This window comes from Enterobacter cloacae complex sp. 677-3DZ2D5B (assembly GCF_004136695.1).
Classification (GTDB): Bacteria; Pseudomonadota; Gammaproteobacteria; order Enterobacterales; family Enterobacteriaceae; genus Enterobacter; species Enterobacter hormaechei_C.
Genome location: NZ_QFLS01000001.1, coordinates 382,382 through 406,548 on the forward strand (window position 1 = coordinate 382,382; position 24,167 = coordinate 406,548).

The following is a 24,167-nucleotide window of genomic DNA, read 5'->3' on the forward strand; positions in this document are numbered from 1 at the left end:
GGGGAGTCCCGGCGCTGTTGTCCGTTTTAGCACACAGGCAGGACATGCCTGATACCTGGAGAGCCTTTCTTGAGCCAGGAATACACTGAAGACAAAGAAGTCACATTATCTAAGCTAAGCAGCGGACGTCGTCTCCTTGAGGCGTTACTGATTGTTATTGCCCTTTTTGCCGTCTGGCTGATGGCTGCCTTACTCAGTTTCAACCCCTCAGATCCCAGCTGGTCGCAAACCGCATGGCATGAGCCTATCCATAATTTGGGTGGCGTTCCCGGCGCCTGGCTTGCGGACACGCTCTTCTTCATTTTCGGTGTGATGGCCTATACCCTTCCTGTCATCATTATTGGCGGATGCTGGTTTGCCTGGCGTCATCGACAGAACGACGACTACATCGATTATTTTGCCGTTTCGCTGCGCCTGATTGGCGCCCTGGCGCTGATCCTCACCTCCTGCGGACTGGCGGCGATCAATGCCGATGACATCTGGTATTTCGCCTCCGGCGGTGTGATTGGCAGCCTGTTGAGCTCCGCGCTGCAACCGATGCTTCACAGCAGCGGCGGCACGCTGGCGCTGCTCTGCATCTGGGCGGCGGGCCTGACGCTGTTTACCGGCTGGTCCTGGGTGAGCATTGCCGAAAAAATCGGCAGCTTTATTCTGACTCTGCTGACGTTTGCCAGCAATCGCACCCGTCGTGATGATACGTGGGTCGATGAAGACGAATATGAAGATGAATACGAAGAGGAAGACGAGGCACCTGTGCAGCGTCGTGAATCCCGCCGTGCCCGTATTCTGCGCGGTGCTCTGGCACGCCGCCAGCGCGTTGCTGAAAAATTCGCTAACCCGTTAGGCCGTAAAACGGATGCCGCGCTTTTCTCCGGCAAACGTATGGATGAAGACGAGCAGATTGAGTATCGCGGTGCGGCCGTCGATCCTGATGATGTGTTGTTCTCTGGTCATCGAGCTACGCCGGGTGAGTATGACGAATACGATCCGCTGTTGCATGGTCATTCCGTGACTGAACCGGTAGCCGCTGCTGCTGCCGCAACGACGGCTGCGCAGGCCCATGTTGCGCCTGTTGAAGCCGTGATGCCGTCCTCGCCTGTTCCGGCACCGGAGTCCGCGATCCAGCAACCGCAGGTGGACTGGCAGACTGCGCCAGGCGTCCATACGCCTGAACCGACCATTGCGCCGGAGCCTGAAAGCTATATTCCTGTGCAGCAGGAACAGTGTCAGCAATCGTATCATCCGTCTGAACCTGCCAGCGAGCCGCAACAGCCGTATCAGGCTTATACGCCCGAACCCGCTGTGCCTGAACAGCCATATGTTGCGCCGGTGTCTGAACCCGAAGTGGTGGAGGAAGCGAAGCCATCCCGTCCGCCATTGTACTATTTTGAAGAAGTGGAAGAGCGCCGTGCCCGTGAGCGCGAGCAGCTTGCCGCCTGGTATCAGCCCGTGCCTGAGCCGGTGCAGGAGCCTGTTGTAAAAGCGCCTTCTGCGAGCGTTGCACCTGTAGACCCAGCGCCAGCCGTTGCGTCAGGAGCAGAAACCGTGAAGCAGGCAACGGCAGCCGCTGCCGCGTCCGCTCCGCTATTTAGCCCGGCAATCGACGGTGCGCCGCGTCCTCAGGTGAAAGAGGGCATTGGTCCACAATTGCCGCGCCCTAATCGCGTGCGCGTACCTACGCGCCGGGAGCTGGCCTCTTATGGCATTAAACTGCCTTCTCAGCGTATGGCCGAAGAGAAAGCCCGTGAATCCGACTACGAAGATGATGCCGACGAACTGCATCAGGATGAGCTGGCGCGTCAGTTTGCTGCCCAACAGACTCAACGCTACGGGAATGAGTACCAACACGATGTTCATTCTCAGCAGGATGAAGATGATGCTGCCGAAGCGGAATTAGCGCGTCAGTTTGCCGCCACGCAACAGCAACGTTATTCCGGTGAGCAGCCTTCGGGGGCAAATCCGTTCTCGCTCTCGGACTTTGAATTTTCACCGATGAAAGATCTGGTGGATGACGGTCCGAGCGAACCGCTGTTCACGCCGAGCGTGATGCCGGAAGCGGAACCGGTGCGTCAGGCGCCAGCGCCACAGGTTAATGCGCAGCCACCACAGCCAGCGTCGCAGGCTTATGCGCAGCCGCATACACCACCGGCCCAACCGCCGCAGCCGCAGTTCCAGCAGCCAGCACCACAGCCGCAGGAAAGCCTGATTCACCCGCTGCTGATGCGTAACGGAGACAGCCGTCCGCTGCAACGACCAAGTACGCCGCTGCCGTCGCTGGATCTGTTAACGCCGCCGCCAGCGGAAGTCGAGCCGGTGGATACCTTTGCCCTTGAACAGATGGCCCGTCTGGTGGAAGCGCGTCTGGCTGACTTCCGTATTAAAGCGGACGTGGTGAACTACTCACCTGGCCCGGTGATCACCCGTTTCGAACTGAATCTGGCGCCAGGCGTAAAAGCGGCACGTATTTCTAACCTGTCCCGTGACCTGGCGCGTTCTCTGTCGACCGTGGCGGTACGCGTGGTGGAGGTGATCCCAGGTAAGCCTTACGTTGGCCTTGAGCTGCCAAACAAGAAACGCCAGACCGTTTATCTGCGTGAAGTTCTGGATAACACCAAATTCCGCGACAACCCGTCCCCGCTGACCGTGGTGCTGGGTAAAGATATCGCCGGCGATCCGGTGGTTGCCGATCTCGCGAAGATGCCGCATCTGCTGGTTGCGGGTACCACCGGCTCCGGTAAATCAGTCGGGGTGAACGCCATGATCCTCAGTATGCTCTACAAAGCGCAGCCTGAAGATGTGCGTTTCATCATGATCGACCCGAAAATGCTTGAACTGTCCGTCTACGAAGGCATTCCGCACCTGTTAACGGAAGTGGTGACCGACATGAAGGACGCCGCCAACGCATTGCGCTGGAGCGTCAATGAAATGGAGCGTCGCTACAAGCTGATGTCGGCGCTGGGCGTGCGTAACCTGGCCGGTTATAACGAGAAAATCGCCGAGGCGGCGCGTATGGGCCGTCCGATTCCGGACCCATACTGGAAGCCGGGTGACAGCATGGATGCCCAGCATCCGGTGCTGGAAAAACTGCCTTACATCGTGGTGCTGGTGGATGAATTTGCCGACCTGATGATGACCGTTGGTAAGAAAGTGGAAGAGCTGATTGCGCGTCTGGCACAGAAAGCGCGTGCGGCGGGCATCCACCTGGTACTGGCAACGCAGCGTCCGTCCGTAGACGTTATCACCGGTCTTATTAAGGCAAACATCCCGACCCGTATCGCGTTTACCGTGTCGAGTAAAATTGACTCGCGTACTATCCTTGACCAGGGCGGTGCAGAGTCGCTGCTGGGAATGGGTGATATGCTCTATTCCGGCCCGAACTCCACCTCGCCGGTGCGTGTCCACGGTGCGTTTGTTCGCGACCAGGAAGTGCATGCGGTGGTACAGGACTGGAAAGCGCGCGGGCGGCCGCAATACGTTGACGGCATCACCTCCGACAGTGAAAGCGAAGGTGGCGGCGGTGGTTTTGACGGCGGCGAAGAACTGGATCCGTTATTTGACCAGGCGGTTAATTTCGTCACCGAAAAACGTAAGGCGTCCATCTCCGGCGTCCAGCGCCAGTTCCGTATCGGCTACAACCGCGCGGCGCGTATTATCGAGCAGATGGAAGCCCAGGGTATTGTGAGCGAACAGGGGCATAACGGTAACCGAGAGGTGCTGGCACCACCGCCTTTTGATTAACCTTCAGCGATTGCAAAGAAGGGTAAATCAGCAAAAATTAAGCATATTCTTCTGTCGCCTGCCTTCGGGCAGGTCCAGAATAGAAACGGAACCCCCATATCGGGAAGACGTATTTTAAGGAATAACAATGAAAAAAATCGCCATCGCCTGTGCATTACTCTCCAGTTTTGTTGCCAGCAGCGTCTGGGCTGATGCAGCCAGCGACCTTAAAAGCCGACTGGATAAAGTGAGCAGCTTCCACGCCAGCTTCACGCAAAAAGTGACTGACGGCAGCGGCAACGCGGTGCAGGAAGGTCAGGGGGATTTGTGGGTGAAACGCCCGAATCTCTTCAACTGGCACATGACCCAGCCTGATGAAAGCGTGCTGGTGTCCGACGGGAAAACCTTGTGGTTCTACAACCCGTTTGTTGAGCAGGCGACCGCCACCTGGCTGAAAGACGCGACCAGCAATACGCCGTTTATGCTCATTGCCCGTAACCAGTCCAGCGACTGGCAGCAGTACAACATCAAACAAAACGGTGATGAGTTCGTCCTGACGCCAAAAGGCAGCAACGGTAATCTGAAGCAGTTCACGATTAACGTGAGCAGCAACGGTACCATCAATCAGTTCGGCGCGGTTGAGCAGGACGATCAGCGCAGTAGCTATCAGCTTAAGTCTCAGCAAAACGGCGCTGTAGATGCTTCGAAATTCACCTTTACCCCGCCGCAGGGCGTAACGGTGGATGACCAACGTAATAAGTAAGAGGCATGAGTGAGCAACCTGTCGCTCGATTTTTCAGATAATGCGTTTCAACCTCTGGCCGCCCGTATGCGGCCAGAAAATTTAGCGCAGTACATCGGCCAGCAACACCTGCTGGCTGCGGGGAAACCCTTGCCGCGCGCTATTGAGGCGGGGCATCTGCACTCCATGATCCTCTGGGGGCCACCCGGCACCGGCAAAACCACCCTCGCTGAAGTGATCGCCCGCTATGCTAACGCGGACGTTGAGCGCATCTCGGCGGTTACCTCCGGCGTGAAGGAGATCCGCGAGGCGATCGAGCGCGCACGGCAAAACCGTAATGCCGGGCGCCGCACCATTCTGTTTGTTGATGAAGTCCACCGTTTCAACAAGAGCCAGCAGGATGCGTTTCTGCCGCACATTGAAGACGGCACGATTTTCTTCATCGGCGCAACCACGGAAAACCCGTCGTTTGAACTCAACTCCGCGCTGCTTTCCCGCGCCCGCGTTTACCTGCTTAAATCCCTGACCACAGAGGATATCGAAAAGGTTCTGACCCAGGCGATGGAGGACAAAGCGCGGGGTTACGGCGGACAGGATATCGTTCTGCCGGACGAGACGCGTCGTGCGATCGCTGAACTGGTCAACGGCGATGCGCGTCGGGCACTGAATACGCTGGAAATGATGGCCGATATGGCCGAAGTGGACGATGCGGGCAAGCGCGTATTGAAGCCTGAACTGCTCACCGAAATTGCCGGTGAACGCAGTGCGCGCTTCGATAATAAAGGCGACCGTTTCTACGATCTTATCTCTGCGTTACATAAATCCGTGCGCGGCAGCGCGCCGGATGCGGCACTCTACTGGTATGCGCGTATCATTACCGCCGGTGGCGATCCGTTATATGTCGCGCGTCGCTGCCTGGCCATTGCGTCAGAAGATGTCGGTAATGCCGATCCACGCGCCATGCAGGTCGCTATTTCCGCCTGGGACTGCTTTACCCGCGTCGGACCCGCGGAAGGTGAGCGTGCCATTGCGCAGGCAATTGTCTATCTGGCCTGCGCGCCGAAAAGTAACGCGGTGTATACCGCCTTCAAAGCGGCGATGTCGGATGCACGTGAACGTCCGGATTACGACGTTCCGGTACACCTTCGCAATGCCCCTACAAAGCTGATGAAAGAAATGGGTTACGGGCAGGAGTATCGCTACGCCCATGATGAACCCAATGCCTACGCCGCCGGGGAGGAGTATTTCCCGCAGGAGATGGCACAAACCCGCTATTATCACCCTACAAACAGAGGTCTTGAGGGTAAGATTGGCGAAAAGCTCGCCTGGCTTGCCGGACAGGATCAAAATAGCCCTATAAAACGCTACCGTTAGTTCAATCGTTGCGGTAATGTTGGCAATATATCTCTGTGGCCGCAGGCTGTGGTCACTTTTTCCTTTTTTAATTCGATAAGCACAGGATAAGCATGCTCGATCCCAATCTGCTGCGTAATGAGCCAGACGCAGTCGCTGAAAAACTGGCACGCCGGGGCTTTAAGCTGGATGTAGATAAGCTGCGCGCTCTTGAAGAGCGTCGTAAAGTTTTGCAGGTACAAACTGAAAATCTGCAAGCAGAGCGTAATTCTCGATCGAAATCCATTGGCCAGGCGAAAGCGCGCGGGGAAGATATTGAGCCATTACGCCTGGAAGTGAACAAACTGGGTGAAGAGCTGGATCAGGCGAAAGCTGAACTGGACGTTCTTCAGGCTGAAATTCGCGATATTGCTCTGGCGATCCCGAACATTCCTGACGACAGCGTGCCTGTCGGCAAAGACGAAAACGACAACGTTGAAGTGAAACGCTGGGGTACGCCTCGCGAGTTTGACTTCGAAGTGCGCGATCACGTGACGCTGGGCGAAATGCACGCGGGCCTGGACTTTGCGGCAGCGGTTAAGCTGACCGGTTCTCGCTTCGTGGTAATGAAAGGGCAAATTGCTCACCTGCACCGCGCGCTGGCGCAGTTCATGCTGGATCTGCACACCGAGCAGCACGGCTACAGCGAAACCTACGTTCCGTATCTGGTTAACCACGATACGCTGTACGGTACAGGCCAGCTGCCGAAATTTGCCGGCGATCTGTTCCATACCCGTCCGCTGGACGAGGAAGCTGACAGCAGCAACTACGCGCTGATCCCAACTGCGGAAGTGCCGCTGACCAACCTCGTGCGTGATGAGATCATCGACGAAGACGATCTGCCAATCAAACTGACTGCGCACTCTCCATGTTTCCGTTCTGAAGCCGGTTCTTACGGTCGCGATACGCGCGGTCTGATCCGTATGCACCAGTTCGATAAAGTTGAGATGGTGCAGATCGTTCGTCCGGAAGAGTCTATGGACGCGCTGGAAGAGATGACCGGCCACGCGGAAAAAGTGCTGGAGCTGCTGGGGCTGCCTTACCGCCGTATGGCGCTGTGCACCGGGGATATGGGCTTCGGCGCCTGCAAAACCTTCGACCTCGAAGTGTGGGTACCTGCGCAGAACACCTACCGTGAAATCTCTTCCTGCTCTAACGTCTGGGATTTCCAGGCGCGTCGTATGCAGGCGCGTTGCCGCAGCAAGTCCGACAAGAAGACCCGTCTGGTTCATACCCTGAACGGTTCTGGTCTGGCGGTTGGTCGTACGCTGGTGGCCGTGCTGGAGAACTACCAGCAGGCAGACGGTCGCATTGAGATCCCTGAAGTGCTGCACCCTTACATGAAAGGCCAGCAGTTCATCGGCTAATTATTTGCTCTAAGACAAAAAAGCGCCTCAGGGCGCTTTTTTTATGACTCTGATTTGATACGAAGCAATAACCCCTCCCTCTAAAGTAGTAATACTCCTCCGAACGAAAGTCAGCATAAAACACCAATAACGTTGTAATTCGTTATAAATAAAACTACATAGCGGTTTGCGCCGCCTCTCTTTTCTTTGTGAGCAACCAAAGTGAGTCTTTATGAAAATCAAAGCGCCTGAAGCGTTAATGGCTGCCGAGGTCACTCGCCGTGGGTTGATGAAAACCACGGCAATAGGTGGTCTGGCGGTTGCCAGCAGCGCCTTTACGCTCCCCTTTACCCGACTGGCGTCGGCGGCGGAGGCTCTGTCTCCCGCTTCAGCCCCGGAAAAAGTGGTGTGGAGTGCCTGTACCGTTAACTGCGGTAGCCGCTGCCCACTGCGTATGCACGTGGTGGACGGTGAAATCAAATATGTCGAAACCGACAATACCGGCGATGATAACTACGAAGGGTTACATCAGGTTCGTGCCTGTCTGCGTGGTCGCTCAATGCGCCGTCGCGTATATAACCCGGATCGTCTGAAATACCCAATGAAGCGCGTCGGTAAGCGTGGGGAAGGGAAGTTCGAGCGCATTAGCTGGGATGAAGCCTACGATATTATCGCGACCAACATGCAGCGCCTGATCAAACAGTACGGCAACGAATCTATCTACCTCAACTACGGCACCGGGACGCTTGGCGGCACCATGACCCGTTCCTGGCCGCCGGGTAAAACGCTGGTGGCGCGCCTGATGAACTGCTGCGGCGGCTATCTCAATCATTACGGCGACTACTCTTCCGCACAGATTGCCGCGGGCCTGAACTATACCTACGGAGGCTGGGCAGACGGCAACAGCCCGTCGGATATCGAGAACAGTAAACTGGTGGTGTTGTTCGGCAACAACCCAGGCGAAACGCGCATGAGCGGCGGCGGGGTAACCTATTACCTTGAGCAGGCGCGCGCCAAATCCAACGCACGAATGATCATCGTCGATCCGCGCTACACCGATACCGGCGCAGGGCGTGAAGACGAGTGGATCCCCATCCGCCCTGGTACCGACGCGGCGCTGGTCAATGCGCTGGCGTATGTGATGATTACTGAAAACCTCGTCGACCAGCCGTTCCTGGATAAATACTGCGTCGGTTACGACGAGAAGACGCTGCCAGCCAGCGCACCGGCTAACGGGCACTATAAAGCCTATATTCTTGGCCAGGGCAGCGACGGCGTGGCGAAAACCCCGGAGTGGGCATCCACTATCACCGGCATTCCTGTCGAACGTATTGTTCAGCTGGCACGTGAAATTGGTTCAACCAAACCGGCTTATATCAGCCAGGGCTGGGGACCTCAGCGCCACGCGAATGGCGAAATTGCCACCCGCGCCATTTCTATGCTTTCGATTCTGACCGGCAACGTCGGCATTCATGGCGGTAATAGCGGCGCGCGTGAAGGCTCATATGAAGTACCGTTTGAACGTATGCCAACGCTGGATAATCCGGTTCAGACCAGCATCTCCATGTTTATGTGGACTGACGCGATCGAGCGCGGCCCGGAAATGACCGAGCTGCGCGACGGCGTTCGGGGCAAAGATAAGCTGGATGTGCCGATCAAAATGATCTGGAACTATGCCGGCAACTGCCTGATTAACCAGCACTCCGAAATCAACCGCACCCACGAAATCTTGCAGGATGATAAGAAGTGCGAAATGATTGTGGTGATCGACTGCCATATGACCTCGTCGGCGAAGTATGCCGATATCCTGCTACCAGACTGCACCGCCTCTGAGCAGATGGATTTTGCGCTGGACGCCTCCTGCGGCAACATGTCCTATGTGATCTTCACTGACCAGGCCATCAAACCGCGCTTCGAGTGCAAAACCATCTATGAGATGACGTCCGAACTGGCGAAACGTCTTGGCGTTGAGCAGCAGTTCACCGAGGGACGCACACAGGAAGGGTGGATGCGCCATCTGCATGAGCTCTCCCGCAAAGCCATTCCAGACCTGCCGGACTTCGATACCTTCCGCAAGCAGGGGATGTACAAACAGCGCGATCCGGACGGGCATCACGTGGCGTACAAAGCCTTCCGCGAGGATCCGGTGGCCAATCCGCTGACCACGCCGTCGGGCAAAATCGAGATCTATTCGGAAGAGCTGGCAAAAATTGCCGCGACCTGGGAATTGCCGGAAGGGGACGTTATCGATCCGCTGCCGATCTATACGCCTGGTTTCGAAAACTACAACGATCCGCTGACGGAGAAATTCCCGCTTCAGTTGACCGGTTTCCACTACAAAGCGCGTGTTCACTCCACCTACGGCAACGTTGACGTACTGAAAGCGGCCTGCCGACAGGAGATGTGGATCAACCCGATGGATGCGAAAGCCCGCGGCATCAGTAATGGCGATCGCGTACGTATCTTCAACGGACGTGGCGAAGTGCATATCGAAGCTAAAGTGACTCCGCGTATGATGCCTGGCGTTGTCGCGCTGGGGGAAGGCGCCTGGTATAACCCGGATGCGAACCGTATCGATCAGGCGGGCTGCATCAACGTTCTCACTACGCAGCGTCCATCGCCGCTGGCGAAGGGCAACCCATCCCACACAAACCTCGTTCAGGTTGAAAAGGCGTAAGGAGTAACCGATGACAACCCAGTATGGATTTTTTATTGATTCCAGCCGCTGCACCGGGTGCAAAACCTGCGAGCTGGCCTGCAAGGATTACAAAGATCTGACCCCGGACGTTAGCTTCCGTCGTATTTATGAATACGCGGGCGGCGACTGGCAGGAGGATAACGGCGTCTGGCATCAGAATGTCTTCGCCTATTACCTGTCGATTGCCTGCAACCACTGCGAAGATCCGGCCTGCACCAAGGTCTGCCCGAGCGGGGCAATGCACAAGCGTGACGACGGTTTTGTGGTGGTGGACGAGGATGTCTGCATCGGCTGTCGCTACTGCCACATGGCCTGCCCGTACGGCGCGCCGCAGTACAATGCCGCCAAAGGCCACATGACCAAGTGCGACGGCTGCCACAGCCGGGTGGCGGACGGCAAAAAGCCCATCTGCGTCGAATCCTGCCCGCTGCGCGCGCTGGACTTTGGCCCGATTGAGGAGCTGCGCAAAAAACACGGCCAGCTTGCTGCCGTCGCGCCGCTGCCGTCTGCGCACTTCACAAAGCCGAGTATTGTGATTAAACCTAACGCCAACAGCCGTCCGACGGGTGACACCACCGGCTACCTGGCAAACCCGAAGGAGGTGTGAGATGGGAAGTGGATGGCATGAATGGCCGCTGATGATCTTCACGGTCTTTGGGCAGTGCGTGGCGGGCGGGTTTATCGTTCTTGCGCTGGCGCTGTTAAAAGGGAACCTCAATACTGAACAGCAGCAGCGTTTAGTGTTAAGCATGTTTGGCCTGTGGGTGTTGATGGGCATTGGGTTTATCGCCTCTACGCTGCACCTGGGCTCACCGATGCGCGCGTTTAACTCCCTGAACCGCGTAGGTGCCTCTTCGCTGAGTAACGAGATTGCCAGCGGTGCAATCTTCTTTGCCGTTGGCGGGCTGGGGTGGTTACTGGCAGCGGTGAAAAAGCTGCCGTCAGGGTTACGCGCGTTGTGGCTCATCGTCACCATGGTACTGGGCGTTGTCTTCGTCTGGATGATGGTCAGGGTGTACAACACCATTGATACGGTTCCAACCTGGTACAGCGTCTGGACGCCGATGAGCTTCTTCCTGACCATGTTTATTGGCGGGCCCCTGCTGGGTTATCTGCTGCTGCGCGTGGCTGGCATTAATGGTTGGGCGATGCGCCTGCTGCCCGCGGTCTCGCTGCTGGCGCTGGTAATCAGTACCGTTGTCGCGCTCATGCAGGGAGCGGAGCTGGCGACCATTCACAGCTCTATCCAGCAGGCTTCGGCGCTGGTGCCGGATTACGGTTCGCTGATGGCCTGGCGTGTGGTGCTGCTGACGGCTGCGCTGGTGTGCTGGATTGCCCCTCAGCTTAAAGGTTACTCGCCTGCGCTGCCGTTACTGTCCCTGGCCTTTGTACTGGTGCTGGCAGGGGAGTTAATTGGTCGCGGCGTATTTTATGGTCTGCATATGACGGTCGGTCTGGCTATCGCCAGCTAATTTTAGATTTTGTTATAAAAAGCCGGGACATAGCGCCCGGCTTTTCTTTTTTCATTCATGAAATTTTTCGACTGATGTTTCGTTGTAAAAATTCCCGGAAATAAATAAAAACAAATAGATAATTAATATCAGTAGCAGGCTTTGCATTAGCAGGATGAGTTTTTTAAATCGACAAGGTGCATAACGTGCGTGACGCCTGAATCGGTGGATTGACTTTATTTTTGCCAGTGGCATGATGCGCACGAAATCTGAACTTCCTCACGGTTTTTAATCCATGACCACCTATACCCGCCCGGTGCTTTTGTTGCTCTGTGGCCTGCTTTTGCTGACCCTGGCGATCGCGGTGTTAAACACACTCGTCCCGCTATGGCTCGCCCATGAAAACTTACCGACCTGGCAGGTGGGTATGGTTAGCTCGTCCTTTTTTACGGGCAATCTGCTGGGCACCTTATTAACGGGCAGCCTTATTAAGCGCTTTGGTTTTAACCGCAGTTATTATCTGGCGTCGCTGATCTTTGCCGTCGGCTGCGCCGGTTTAGGCCTTATGGTCGGCTTCTGGAGCTGGATGGTCTGGCGCTTTATTGCGGGCGTCGGCTGCGCCATGATCTGGGTGGTGGTTGAAAGTGCGCTGATGTGCAGCGGCACGTCCCGTAATCGCGGGCGTCTGCTGGCGGCCTATATGATGGTTTACTACGTCGGTACCGTTCTGGGACAGCTGATGGTCAGCAAACTGCCAACCGACCTGATGAGCGTGCTGCCGTGGGTGACGGGCATGGTGCTGGCGGCGATCCTGCCGCTGCTCTTTACCCGTATTGTGAATCAAAACAGCGAACATCAGGAAGCCACCCACGTCTGGCCGATGCTGAGACTGCGCCAGGCGCGTCTGGGGGTTAACGGCTGCATTATTTCCGGGATTGTGCTGGGCTCGCTCTATGGCCTGATGCCGCTCTATCTTAACCATCAGGGCGTCAGTGATTCCGGGATCGGTTTCTGGATGGCGGTGATGGTCAGCGCGGGGATTGTCGGCCAGTGGCCGATTGGCCGCCTGGCGGACCGCTTTGGTCGTCTGCTGGTGCTGCGCGTTCAGGTCTTCGTGGTCATCATGGGCTGTCTCGCCATGCTCAGCAACGCCGCGATGGCGCCCGCGCTGTTCATTCTGGGGGCTGCGGGCTTTACGCTCTATCCGGTCGCGATGGCGTGGGCCTGTGAGAAAGTTGAGCATCACCAGCTGGTGGCGATGAACCAGGCTTTATTGCTGAGTTACACCATCGGCAGTTTACTGGGGCCGACTTTTACCGCTATGCTCATGCAAAATTATTCTGATAATCTGCTGTTTATTATGATCGCCAGCGTGTCGTTTATTTATCTGCTAATGCTGCTGCGCAAAGTGGGCGAACATCCAACGCCAGTGGCCCATGCCTGATTTATTAAAAGCCTGTCGATGACAGGCTTTTTTGTCCCTGTCACATATAAGACTTTTACTTATTGTGAGTTTTTACTGCCTGGCGATAATTCCAATGAGTTCTCCCACTAAAAGGCAGCCATCATGTCTACTCGTCGTTTTTCCACTACCGCACTTGCCGTAGTGTTGGCTTTAACGTTTGCAACGGCTCCGGCCATGGCTAATCCTGGAAACGGGAATGGCGGTGGTCACGGAAACGGTGGCGGACAAGGTAATAGCGGCAATCATGGTAACGGGAACTCTGGTAACCATGGTAATAAGCACAATAACGGTCAGGATAACCCTGGGAAATCGGATAAGAGCTTTAAAAACAGCAAAGATGTCGGTAATGATGTGGATGCTCGCGTAAGCTTCGATCATGCCCGCCATCTGGCCCTGAATTACGGCTTAACGGGCTACGACTCTCTGCCTCCGGGTATTGCGAAAAACCTGGCGCGCGGTAAGCCACTGCCTCCGGGCATTGCGAAGAAAACCGTGCCAGCCGATATGCTGGGTCAGCTTCCTTCCTATCCGGGCTATGAATGGCGCGTGGTAGGTGACGACCTGGTCTTAATTGCGCTGAGTACAGCGATTGTGACTTCCGTTATTAACGGCGTCTTTAAATAGAATATAAAAAGGCCCGGTTTTCACCGGGCCTTTTCGTTAATACATGACCTTGTGGCCATACTGCTCAAGAATACCTTTGACGCGCTCCATCGTCTCTTTTTTCGGCGGCTTCACGCCATCGAGCTTGTACTCTTCACCCATCGCCACCCATTTATGTTTACCCAGCTCGTGATAGGGCAGAAGTTCGATTTTCTCCACGTTACCCATATCCCGGGTAAATTCACCCAGACGATGTGCAGAGTCATCATCATCTGACCAGCCCGGCACCACCACGTAGCGGATCCAGGTCTTGACGCCTTTGTTGGCAATGTATTTGGCAAATTCCAGGGTACGGTGGTTCGAGACGCCAACCAGATTCTGGTGGATCTCATCGTTCATCTGCTTGAGATCGAGCATGACCAGATCGGTCACTTCAAGCAGTTCATCAATAACTGGATCGTAACGGCGCACAAAGCCGTTGGTGTCGAGGCAGGTATGAATGCCTTCTTTGTGGCAGGCGCGGAACCAGTCGCGCACAAATTCAGCCTGAAGAATGGCTTCACCGCCGGATGCCGTCACGCCACCGCCGGACGCGTTCATAAAGTGGCGATAGGTCACCACCTCTTTCATCAGATCTTCTACGGTGACTTCTTTACCTCCATGGGTGTCCCAGGTGTCACGGTTATGGCAGTACAGGCAGCGCATCAGGCAGCCCTGGAAGAAAGTGATAAAGCGGATCCCCGGGCCATCGACGGTGCCACAGGATTCAAAGGAGTGAATACGACCAATAATTGACATTGCGGTGATATCTCCGAATTTGGCCCATCCGGGGGCCTATGTAGATGCACAGCTCAAAGGCTATGTCGAGTCTGTTTTGGCTGTTATCCATTAAGTATAGATAGCGGACAAAAGAGACTGATGAAGCGAGGGTGTTAAAAAGGCCCCACTTGCGTGGAGCCTTTATTGTACGCTTTTTAACGCGTGATTTCAGTCAATTCCACTTACATGGACTGAGTGAAAGTACGGGTAATAACGTCCTGCTGCTGTTCTTTCGTCAGGGAGTTAAAACGTACTGCGTAGCCAGATACGCGGATGGTCAGCTGAGGATATTTCTCAGGGTGTTCCATCGCATCGAGCAGCATTTCACGGTTCATCACGTTCACGTTCAGGTGCTGACCACCTTCGATGGACGCTTCGTGGTGGAAGTAACCATCCATCAGACCCGCGAGGTTAGTTTTACGCACTTCGTCGTCTTTACCCAGCGCGTTTGGCACGATAGAGAAGGTGTAAGAGATACCATCTTTCGCGTAAGCAAACGGCAGTTTAGCAACGGAGGTCAGAGAGGCAACCGCACCTTTCTGGTCACGACCGTGCATTGGGTTAGCACCTGGGCCGAATGGCGCGCCAGCACGACGACCGTCTGGGGTGTTACCGGTTTTCTTACCATACACAACGTTAGAGGTGATGGTCAGAACAGACTGAGTCGGGATAGCGTTACGATAGGTAGTGAGTTTCTGAATTTTCTTCATGAAACGTTCTACCAGGTCAACCGCCATGTCATCAACGCGAGCGTCGTTGTTACCAAACTGCGGATATTCGCCTTCGATTTCGAAGTCGATAGCCAGACCATCTTCGTCACGAATTGGTTTAACTTTCGCATATTTGATTGCAGACAGGGAGTCAGCCGCAACGGACAGACCTGCGATACCACATGCCATGGTGCGAATGACGTCACGGTCATGCAGCGCCATCAGAGAGGCTTCGTAGCTGTACTTGTCGTGCATGTAGTGGATAACATTCAGCGCGGTCACGTACTGTTTAGCCAGCCAGTCCATGAAGTGATCCATGCGATCCATGACTTCGTCATAGTTCAGCACGTCGCCTTTGATCGGTTCAGACTTAGGACCAACCTGCATTTTCAGTTTTTCATCAACGCCGCCGTTGATTGCGTACAGCATGGTTTTCGCCAGGTTTGCACGCGCACCGAAGAACTGCATTTGCTTACCAACAACCATTGGACTTACGCAGCAAGCGATAGCGTAGTCATCGTTGTTGAAGTCAGGACGCATCAGGTCATCGTTCTCATATTGCAGAGAGGAGGTGTCGATGGACACTTTAGCGGCGAATTTCTTGAAGTTCAGAGGCAGTTTTTCAGACCACAGAACGGTGATGTTCGGCTCCGGAGAAGGACCCATGGTGTACAGGGTGTTCAGGAAGCGGAAGCTGTTTTTGGTTACCAGAGTACGGCCATCTACGCCCATACCGCCGATAGATTCGGTTGCCCAGATTGGGTCACCAGAGAACAGCTCATCATATTCTGGGGTACGCAGGAAGCGAACCATACGCAGTTTCATGACCAGGTGGTCAATCATTTCCTGAGCGTCTTGTTCGGTGATTTTGCCTGCTTTCAGGTCACGTTCGATGTACGCATCCAGGAAGGTAGATACGCGGCCGAAGGACATTGCTGCACCGTTCTGAGACTTAACTGCGGCCAGGTAGCCGAAGTAGGTCCACTGGATAGCTTCCTGAGCGTTGGTAGCAGGACCAGAGATATCGCAGCCGTATTTAGCCGCCATCTCTTTGATCTGACCCAGCGCACGGTGCTGTTCAGCGATCTCTTCACGCAGACGGATAGTCGCTTCCAGGTTTACGCCGTTTTCCAGGTCAGACTGGAGAGAGACGAACTGCGCGTATTTGTCTTTCATCAGGAAGTCGATACCGTACAGCGCAACGCGACGGTAGTCACCGATGATACGGCCACGGCCATAGGCATCTGGCAGACCGGTCAGAACGCCAGATTTACGGCAGTTCAGAATGTCTTTGGTGTAAACATCGAATACGCCCTGGTTATGGGTTTTGCGGTATTCGGTGAAGATTTTTTTCAGCATTGGGTCCAGCTCGCGATTATACGCTTTGCAGGAACCTTCAACCATTTTGATACCACCGAACGGGATGATTGCGCGTTTCAGTGGTGCTTCAGTTTGCAGACCAACAATTTTCTCAAGGGCTTTATTGATGTAGCCAGCATCGTGAGAAGTGATGGTAGAAGCAACGGAGGTGTCAAAATCAACTGGCGCGTGAGTGCGGTTTTCCAGTTTAACGCCTTCCATTACGCTGTCCCACAGCTTGGTGGTTGCGTCAGTCGCACCAGCCAGGAAGGATTCGTCACCTTCATACGGGGTATAGTTTTTCTGAATAAAGTCACGGACGTTGACTTCATTCTGCCAGTCACCTTTCGTAAAACCTTCCCAGGCTGTGGCTAACTTTTCATTAAGCTCGGACATGTAACACCTACCTTCTTAAGTGGATTTTTTATTTACTGCCTGAGACAACCATTAATGATGATCGCCGCCACGCAGGTAAATGACCCAGTATGTCAACCCAACTAACAGACCCCCACCGATAATGTTCCCGATAGTGACGGGGATCAGGTTATCAGTAATGAAGTTCATAATCGTCAGGTGTGAAAAACTTTCCGGGGTTGAACCTACAGCAGTCCAGAACTCCGGGCTTGCAAAGTTGCGGATAACAATCCCCATCGGGATCATGAACATATTCGCAATACTGTGCTCAAAGCCGCTGGCAACAAACATCGCAACCGGCAGAACCATAATCATGGCTTTATCCATCAGGCTACGACCAGAGTAGCTCATCCAGACCGCCAGGCAGACCATCAGGTTTGCAAGGATGCCGAGAGCAACGGCTTCGATAAATGTATGGTGCATTTTGTGGTCAGCGGTTTGCAGGACGTTAAGCCCCCAGCCGCCGTTGGCGGTCATATACTCGCCAGAGAGCCACATCAACAGAACAAAGAGCAGACAGCCAATCAGGTTGCCAACGTAAACGTTGAGCCAGTTGCGCCCCAGTTGACCCCAGGTAATTCTTCCGCTGGCTTTTGCCACAACAATCAGCACCGTTGAGGTGAAGAGGTCGGCGCCGCAGATGACGCAGAGAATCAGGCCCAGTGAAAAGCAAATACCACCAATCAGTTTCGCTATGCCGAAAGGCATCCCGGCAGTGCCGGTGGTGGCTGTGATATAGAAGACGAAAGCGATGGAGATGAACACCCCAGCCGTAATGGCCAGAAAGAACGTCGTCATCGGATGTTTCGTGGCTTTGTAGACACCCGCTTCTTCGGCAACTTTCGCCATCGCAGCGGGGAGTAATAGATCAAAAGGGTTGTCAGCTTTCACACTAACTCTCTCTTTATTAAGTCGGCGACGAGATACTAACAAAGCATTATAGAAGAGAAATTGATATAGATCATATCTCGCCTGGCTTATAGGCCCGCAGTGTGTATGGTTTTACAGCAAAAGCGGAGTAAGTATTTGATTATCCGTATAAAAATAAATTTTAAAAGTTATGAAAAGAGTTGAATTTTTTCCTTCAGCCTCCCATGGAACAGTTAATTAAAATGGAGTATTTATTATAATTAGTAACAGTAAAGCTCAGGTAAGCGTTTTTATATTTACCCGTGGTTAACTTAATTATTACAATTAAACGTCATTGCGGAAAAATAAAAAAAAGGGGCAATGAAATTGCCCCGTAATATAGCTCAGGCGATTGAATACGCCTACAGCCATTAATGTTATATGCGCTTATTTTGACCAGTAAGCGGCTTTTGCCTTCTGCAATTTTTCATACGCATTCAGCAGTGACTGATGCGCCGGGAAGGCTTGCAGATCGCTGTCAACCGCTTGCAGGCCGTAGAATGGTTCTTCACCGCTCAGCGCCGCGCTGGCAGCTTCAACGGCATCCGCACCGTACATACGCACAAAGGCGTTCAGATACTGCAATGGCTCGCGGTCGTCTTCCTGAGAAAGCAGGAGCAGCGTTTGCAGGCAACGGTAATAATTAGTGCGCTCGGCGGAGAAGACGGACTGGTTAAACTCCATCGTCCACTCGGTCCAGGCCAAAGCCTGATCCAGATCGCCGCCCGCCAGCGCCAGCATCGCTTTCAGCTCGCCGATGCGCAGGGTGTACCAGCCGTTATCTTTTCCGGTCGCCAGACCCAGCAGTTCGCGTACGCGGGTGAAATCATCGTGTCCTTCTTCGTCCAGCTGGGCGATCAGGTTCAGATAATCTTCTTTATCCCACTCGCTGCCTGGCAGGGCCAGCAGGGTTTCACGCAGATGCGCGCCCATGCTGTTGTTTGCCAGCCACAGATCTTCTGCCGGATAAATGTCCGACATACCTGGCACAATAATACGGCACGCGTAAACGCCGAGATGTTCATAGTCGGCAATGTAGACTTCCTGATCTTCCGCGTGGAAGATCGCCATCAGGGTGGCGAACTCTTCTTCCGTCGTACCGGCAAAGCTCCAGTCCACGAACGGATAGTCCGCGTCCTGTTTGAACATATCCCAGGAGATCAAACCGCTGGAGTCGATGAAGTGCGTTTCGAGGTTGGTGTGCTCGGCGACCTCTTCGTCATCAAAGGTCGGCGGCGTAAACACGTCGAGATCTTTCAGGCTACGACCTTGCAGCAGTTCGGTCACGGTACGCTCCAGCGCCACGCCGAAGTCAGGGTGCGCGCCGAAGGAGGCGAAGCAGGTGCCGTTGGCCGGGTTGAACAGCACTACGCAGATAACCGGATATTTGCCGCCCAGAGAGCCGTCATAAGCAAAGATTGGGAAACCTTCTGCTTCCAGTTTGGCGATGGATTCCACCACGCCCGGGTAGCGCGCCAGCACGTCAGCCGGGATCTCCGGCAGGCTGATGGATTCAGCAATAATGCGGTTTTTGATGTGACGCTCGAAAACTTCAGACAACCCCTGCACGCGCGCTTCGTTGCGGGTATTACCGGCAGACATGCCGTTGGACACATACAGGTTGCCGACGATGTTCATCGGGATATAAACGGTCTGCTCGTCAGACTGACGGGTGAACGGCAGGGTGCAGATCCCACGATCCTCATTGCCGGATTGCAGGTCGATCAGCATGCTGCCGGTCAGCTCGTTTTCCGGATCGTAGAACGCGCGCAGGCGGGCATCGAGAATGCCTTCCGGCAGTTCATCGTTTTCGGTCAGCGGGAACCATTTTTCGTTCGGGTAGTGAACGAACGGACCGTTGGCGATAGTTTCGCCCAGCCAGAAGTCGGCGAAGAAGTAGTTGGTGGACAGACGCTCAAAATACTCACCCAGCGCAGAGGCCAGCGCCGCTTTTTTGGTCGCGCCTTTACCGTTGGTAAAGCACAGCGCACAGTCTTTGTCGCGAATATGCACGGACCAGACGTGAGGCACAGGATTCAGCCAGGAGGCTTCTTCGATATTAAAGCCCAGGTCGGTCAGTTTCTGCTGGAAGCGAGCGATGGAATCTTCCAGAGCGGCGTCTTTGCCGGGGATAAACGTTTGAGTCATGGCGTTCACTTTTATCGTACGTAAAGCGCGCAATGATACGGGTTTTGCGTGACGGGTGCTATCTCCGGCGAAAATAAATGGCTGGGCTATGCTTATAAGCAGTAACCTACTGTTAAGGCATAGAAAAATGAAAGCATTTGATCTCCAGCGGATGGCGTTTGATAAAGTCCCGCCTGAGTTTTTAGGCGAAGTGGCGTTGCGTAGCCTTTACACCTTTGTACTCGTCTTCCTGTTTCTGAAAATCACCGGACGTCGCGGCGTGCGGCAGATGTCGCTGTTTGAAGTACTGATTATCCTGACGCTGGGGTCGGCGGCAGGGGACGTTGCCTTTTATGACGATGTGCCGATGGTGCCGGTCTTTATCGTCTTTGTGACGCTTGCACTGCTGTACCGGCTGGTCATGTGGCTGATGTCGAAAAGTGAGAAACTTGAAGATCTGCTCGAAGGGAAGCCGGTGGTGATTGTCGAAGATGGTCAACTGGCCTGGGAGAATGTGCAAAGCGCCAATATGACGGAGTTTGAGTTCTTTATGGAACTCCGTCTGAGCAGTGTTGAGCAACTGGGGCAGGTGCGTCTGGCGATTATGGAAACGAATGGTCAAATCAGCGTTTATTACTATCCCGACGATGAGGTGAAGCCCGGTCTGTGCATCCTGCCGGATATGCTCATCGAGCGATACAAAACTGTACCTGAAGCGGGGGAGTATGCCTGCATAAAATGTAGTCATGTGGTGGTCATGCAGGCGGGCGATCATCAATTATGCCCCCGCTGTACGAATCCAGAATGGACGAAGGTTAGCCGGGCTAAACGCATCACCTGACAGCAATTTTGTCGGTTTTGTGACAACGGTACGGCAGATTGTATTGTGTGACGAGTGACACATTTCTTCGGCCATCAGTTTTAGACATTGCGGCGCGTGTCACTGAATGATAAAACCGATATCCACAGTTATAACTTATGGCTTTTAGCGTGGTGAGGGGAAATGGCTCAAGTCTTTAATTTCAGTTCAGGTCCGGCAATGTTACCGACAGATGTGCTCAAACAGGCTCAACAGGAGCTGTGTGACTGGAACGGTCTGGGTACGTCGGTGATGGAAGTCAGCCACCGGGGTAAAGCGTTTATTAAGGTGGCGGAAGAGGCAGAAAAGGATTTTCGCGATCTGCTGAACATTCCCTCGAACTACAAAGTATTGTTCTGTCACGGCGGTGGACGCGGCCAGTTTGCGGGTATCCCGCTCAATCTGCTGGGCGACAAAACCACCGCTGATTACGTTGATGCGGGCTACTGGGCGGCCAGTGCGGTAAAAGAAGCGCATAAATATTGCACGCCGAATGTCATCGATGCCAAAGTGACCGTTGACGGTCTGCGCGCCGTGAAGCCGATGAGTGAGTGGCAGCTTTCTGACAACGCCGCGTATCTTCACTACTGCCCGAACGAAACCATCGACGGTATTGCCATTCACGAAGAGCCAGACTTTGGCGAAAATGTCATTGTGACGGCGGACCTCTCTTCAACCATTCTGTCCACCCCGCTGGATGTCAGCCGCTACGGCGTCATCTACGCGGGTGCCCAGAAAAACATCGGTCCTGCGGGCCTGACAATCGTTATCGTGCGTGAAGACCTGCTGGGGAAAGCCCATAAGTCTTGCCCGTCAATTCTGGATTACACCGTCCTGAACGACAACGATTCCATGTTCAACACCCCACCAACGTTTGCCTGGTATCTCTCCGGCCTGGTCTTCAAATGGCTGAAGCAAAAAGGCGGTGTGGCGCAGATGGATAAGATCAATCAGCAAAAGGCTGAACTGCTGTACGGCGTGATCGACAAGAGCGATTTCTACCGTAACGATGTCGCCAAAACTAACCGTTCGCGCATGAACGTACCGTTCCAGCTGGCGGACAGCAACCTGGATAACGTGTTCCTGGAAGAGTCCTTCGCGGCGGGTCTGCATGCGCTGAAAGGCCACCGTGTGGTAGGCGGGATGCGCGCCTCTATCTATAACGCCATGCCGCTGGAAGGCGTTAAAGCCCTGACTGATTTCATGATCGACTTCGAACGTCGTCACGGTTAATTGGCTGTTTTTCACCCCCGCAGCGTTCCTGCGGGGTTTTTATTATGTTGAGTTGAGAGTTGAGTTTCATGGAATCCCTGACGTTACAACCTATCGCGCGGGTAGATGGCACCATTAATCTGCCTGGTTCAAAAAGTGTCTCGAACCGCGCTCTGCTGCTGGCAGCTCTGGCAAACGGCACCACCGTCCTCACTAATCTGCTGGACAGCGATGACGTGCGCCATATGCTCAATGCACTGAAAGCGTTGGGCGTTCAGTACGCGCTGTCTGACGATCGTACCCGTTGTGAAGTCACTGGTAACGGCGGCGCGTTACATTCTGCTGAAGCGCTGGAGCTTTTCCTGGGTAACGCCGGTACCGCGATGCGTCCTCTGGCCGCTGCGCTGTGTCTGGGGAGTAACGATATTGTGCTGACCGGTGAGCCGCGAATGAAAGAGCGTCCGATCGGCCATCTGGTGGATGCCCTGCGCCAGGGCGGCGCGCAGATTGATTATCTTGAGCAGGAAAATTACCCGCCCCTGCGTCTGCGCGGGGGATTCACTGGCGGCAATGTTGAGGTTGACGGTAGCGTTTCCAGTCAGTTCCTGACTGCGCTGCTGATGACCGCACCGCTGGCACCACAGGACACCGTTATCAGCATTAAAGGCGACCTGGTTTCTAAGCCGTACATTGATATCACCCTGCACCTGATGAACACCTTTGGTGTTGAGGTGGAAAACCAGTCTTATCAGCGCTTCGTGGTGCGCGGAGCGCAGCAGTATCAGTCCCCGGGCCACTACCTGGTTGAAGGCGATGCTTCCTCCGCCTCCTATTTCCTTGCCGCAGGTGCGATTAAAGGCGGTACGGTAAAAGTGACGGGCATTGGCCGCAACAGCGTGCAGGGCGATATCCGTTTTGCTGACGTGCTGGAAAAAATGGGCGCGGTGGTGACCTGGGGCGATGACTTCATCTCCTGTACCCACGGTGAGCTGAACGCCATTGATATGGATATGAACCATATTCCGGATGCGGCGATGACCATTGCTACCGCTGCGCTGTTTGCGAAAGGCACCACCACGCTGCGAAACATTTACAACTGGCGTGTGAAAGAGACGGACCGCCTGTTCGCGATGGCAACCGAGCTGCGTAAAGTGGGGGCCGAGGTAGAAGAGGGCGAAGACTACATTCGCGTCACGCCGCCGGCAAAACTGCAATTTGCAGAAATTGGCACCTACAACGATCACCGCATGGCGATGTGTTTCTCGCTGGTGGCGTTGTCAGATACGCCAGTCACTATCCTTGATCCGAAGTGTACGGCAAAAACGTTCCCGGACTACTTCGAACAGCTGACGCGCATTAGCACCCTGGCCTGATGATCGTATGCCGCATCACCTGATGCGGCATTTCCTTACGCTTTCTGACACTCATCCTCTTTCATTTCTTCTACACTCTGCTTCAATCATTCCGTAATTTGCACGCAAAGGTAACAGTTGCGCACGTTGGCGCGTATAATGCGCGGCGTTCATGTAAACGGTATGCCTTAATTAAGGAGAAAAAGATGACGGCAATTGCCCCGGTAATCACCATTGATGGGCCAAGTGGCGCAGGGAAAGGTACTCTGTGCAAAGCGATGGCGGAAGCATTGCAATGGCATCTTTTAGATTCGGGAGCAATCTATCGCGTGCTGGCGCTGGCTGCGCTGCATCATCATGTGGATGTTGCGTCTGAAGAAGCGCTGGTACCGCTGGCTGCGCATCTGGATGTGCGCTTTGTCTCGACCGATGGCAACCTTGAAGTGATCCTGGAAGGGGAAGATGTCAGCGGTGAAATCCGTACCCAGGAAGTGGCCAATGCGGCCTCTCAGGTGGCGGCTTTCCCACGCGTTCGTGAAGCGCTGTTACGTCGCCAGCGCGGTTTCCGTGAAGCGCCGGGGCTGATCGCCGACGGCCGCGACATGGGAACCGTGGTATTCCCTGATGCGCCAGTGAAAATTTTCCTTGACGCCTCTTCAGAAGAACGTGCCCATCGCCGCATGCTTCAGTTGCAGGAAAAGGGGTTTAGTGTTAACTTTGATCGCCTTTTATCCGAGATAAAAGAGCGCGATGACCGCGATCGTAACCGCGCCGTCGCACCACTTGTTCCCGCGCAAGACGCATTAGTGCTGGATTCAACCAGTTTAACTATTGAGCAAGTGATTGAAAAAGCGCTACAATATGCGCGCCAAAAACTGGCACTCGCGTAATCGCGACCGATTTAGCAGTACCCCCGCTGCAAGGGATTGACGGCGGGTATGTGAAACAACCCCATCCGGCACGGAGCCAGGTGGACGTTAATATTAACCTGA

General features: G+C 54.4%; 17 protein-coding genes. 13 read left to right on the forward strand and 4 right to left on the reverse strand.

Annotation, left to right across the window (positions count from 1 at the left end; all coding sequences use genetic code 11):
• Positions 1-69 precede the first annotated feature (69 nt).
• The 9 genes from DD597_RS01900 to DD597_RS01945 all read left to right on the forward strand — a co-directional run bounded on the left by DD597_RS01900 (position 70) and on the right by DD597_RS01945 (position 13,435).
• Entirely contained in the window at positions 70-3,738 is a 3,669-nt protein-coding gene (locus DD597_RS01900; protein ID WP_129255904.1) for a DNA translocase FtsK 4TM domain-containing protein, read from the forward strand.
• A gap of 127 nt (positions 3,739-3,865) precedes the next feature.
• A complete protein-coding gene (gene lolA, locus DD597_RS01905; protein ID WP_003858270.1) occupies positions 3,866-4,480 on the forward strand; it encodes an outer membrane lipoprotein chaperone LolA in 615 nt (204 codons plus the stop codon).
• 9 nt (positions 4,481-4,489) lie between these two features.
• The gene (gene rarA, locus DD597_RS01910; protein ID WP_003858268.1) at positions 4,490-5,833 is read left to right on the forward strand and encodes a replication-associated recombination protein RarA; all 1,344 of its coding nucleotides are present in this window, start codon (positions 4,490-4,492) and stop codon (positions 5,831-5,833) included.
• A 92-nt stretch (positions 5,834-5,925) separates the two neighbouring features.
• On the forward strand, positions 5,926-7,218 hold the full coding sequence (gene serS / locus DD597_RS01915) for a serine--tRNA ligase (RefSeq protein ID WP_129255905.1): 1,293 nt from the start codon (positions 5,926-5,928) through the stop codon (positions 7,216-7,218).
• A 211-nt stretch (positions 7,219-7,429) separates the two neighbouring features.
• A complete protein-coding gene (gene dmsA / locus DD597_RS01920; protein WP_129255906.1) occupies positions 7,430-9,874 on the forward strand; it encodes a dimethylsulfoxide reductase subunit A in 2,445 nt (814 codons plus the stop codon).
• A gap of 10 nt (positions 9,875-9,884) precedes the next feature.
• On the forward strand, positions 9,885-10,502 hold the full coding sequence (locus DD597_RS01925; RefSeq protein ID WP_017384545.1) for a DMSO/selenate family reductase complex B subunit: 618 nt from the start codon (positions 9,885-9,887) through the stop codon (positions 10,500-10,502).
• A 1-nt stretch (position 10,503) separates the two neighbouring features.
• The gene (locus DD597_RS01930) at positions 10,504-11,367 is read left to right on the forward strand and encodes a dimethyl sulfoxide reductase anchor subunit family protein (protein WP_003858256.1); all 864 of its coding nucleotides are present in this window, start codon (positions 10,504-10,506) and stop codon (positions 11,365-11,367) included.
• Positions 11,368-11,641: 274 nt separating this feature from the next.
• Positions 11,642-12,790, forward strand: coding sequence for an MFS transporter (locus DD597_RS01940; protein WP_003858254.1), 1,149 nt, complete (start codon positions 11,642-11,644; stop codon positions 12,788-12,790).
• Positions 12,791-12,913: 123 nt separating this feature from the next.
• Complete coding sequence (locus DD597_RS01945; protein ID WP_022650721.1) at positions 12,914-13,435, forward strand: anti-virulence regulator CigR family protein; 522 nt, start codon at positions 12,914-12,916, stop codon at positions 13,433-13,435.
• Between the two features lie 36 nt (positions 13,436-13,471).
• Here DD597_RS01945 and pflA read toward each other — a convergent pair whose 3' ends face one another.
• The 4 genes from pflA to ycaO form a co-directional block, all read right to left on the reverse strand.
• Complete coding sequence (gene pflA / locus DD597_RS01950) at positions 13,472-14,212, reverse strand: pyruvate formate lyase 1-activating protein (RefSeq protein WP_003858250.1); 741 nt, start codon at positions 14,210-14,212, stop codon at positions 13,472-13,474.
• Between the two features lie 203 nt (positions 14,213-14,415).
• Positions 14,416-16,698 (reverse strand): formate C-acetyltransferase, encoded by a 2,283-nt coding sequence (gene pflB / locus DD597_RS01955; RefSeq protein WP_023315750.1) that lies wholly within the window; start codon positions 16,696-16,698, stop codon positions 14,416-14,418.
• A 51-nt stretch (positions 16,699-16,749) separates the two neighbouring features.
• On the reverse strand, positions 16,750-17,607 hold the full coding sequence (gene focA / locus DD597_RS01960) for a formate transporter FocA (RefSeq protein WP_017384832.1): 858 nt from the start codon (positions 17,605-17,607) through the stop codon (positions 16,750-16,752).
• A gap of 405 nt (positions 17,608-18,012) precedes the next feature.
• Positions 18,013-19,773 carry a 30S ribosomal protein S12 methylthiotransferase accessory factor YcaO gene (gene ycaO / locus DD597_RS01965; protein WP_003858243.1) on the reverse strand — a complete coding sequence of 587 codons (1,761 nt, stop codon included), beginning with the start codon at positions 19,771-19,773 and terminating at the stop codon, positions 18,013-18,015.
• Positions 19,774-19,900: 127 nt separating this feature from the next.
• Between ycaO and DD597_RS01970 the strand changes: the two genes are divergently transcribed.
• From DD597_RS01970 to cmk, 4 genes are all read left to right on the forward strand, one after another.
• On the forward strand, positions 19,901-20,593 hold the full coding sequence (locus DD597_RS01970) for a DUF421 domain-containing protein (protein WP_003858241.1): 693 nt from the start codon (positions 19,901-19,903) through the stop codon (positions 20,591-20,593).
• Positions 20,594-20,755: 162 nt separating this feature from the next.
• On the forward strand, positions 20,756-21,844 hold the full coding sequence (serC, locus tag DD597_RS01975; protein ID WP_023324406.1) for a 3-phosphoserine/phosphohydroxythreonine transaminase: 1,089 nt from the start codon (positions 20,756-20,758) through the stop codon (positions 21,842-21,844).
• 68 nt (positions 21,845-21,912) lie between these two features.
• Positions 21,913-23,196, forward strand: coding sequence for a 3-phosphoshikimate 1-carboxyvinyltransferase (gene aroA, locus DD597_RS01980; protein ID WP_003858238.1), 1,284 nt, complete (start codon positions 21,913-21,915; stop codon positions 23,194-23,196).
• 185 nt (positions 23,197-23,381) lie between these two features.
• Positions 23,382-24,065, forward strand: a complete 684-nt coding sequence (cmk, locus tag DD597_RS01985) for a (d)CMP kinase (RefSeq protein WP_003858236.1) — start codon at positions 23,382-23,384, stop codon at positions 24,063-24,065.
• The last annotated feature ends 102 nt before the right edge of the window (positions 24,066-24,167 follow it).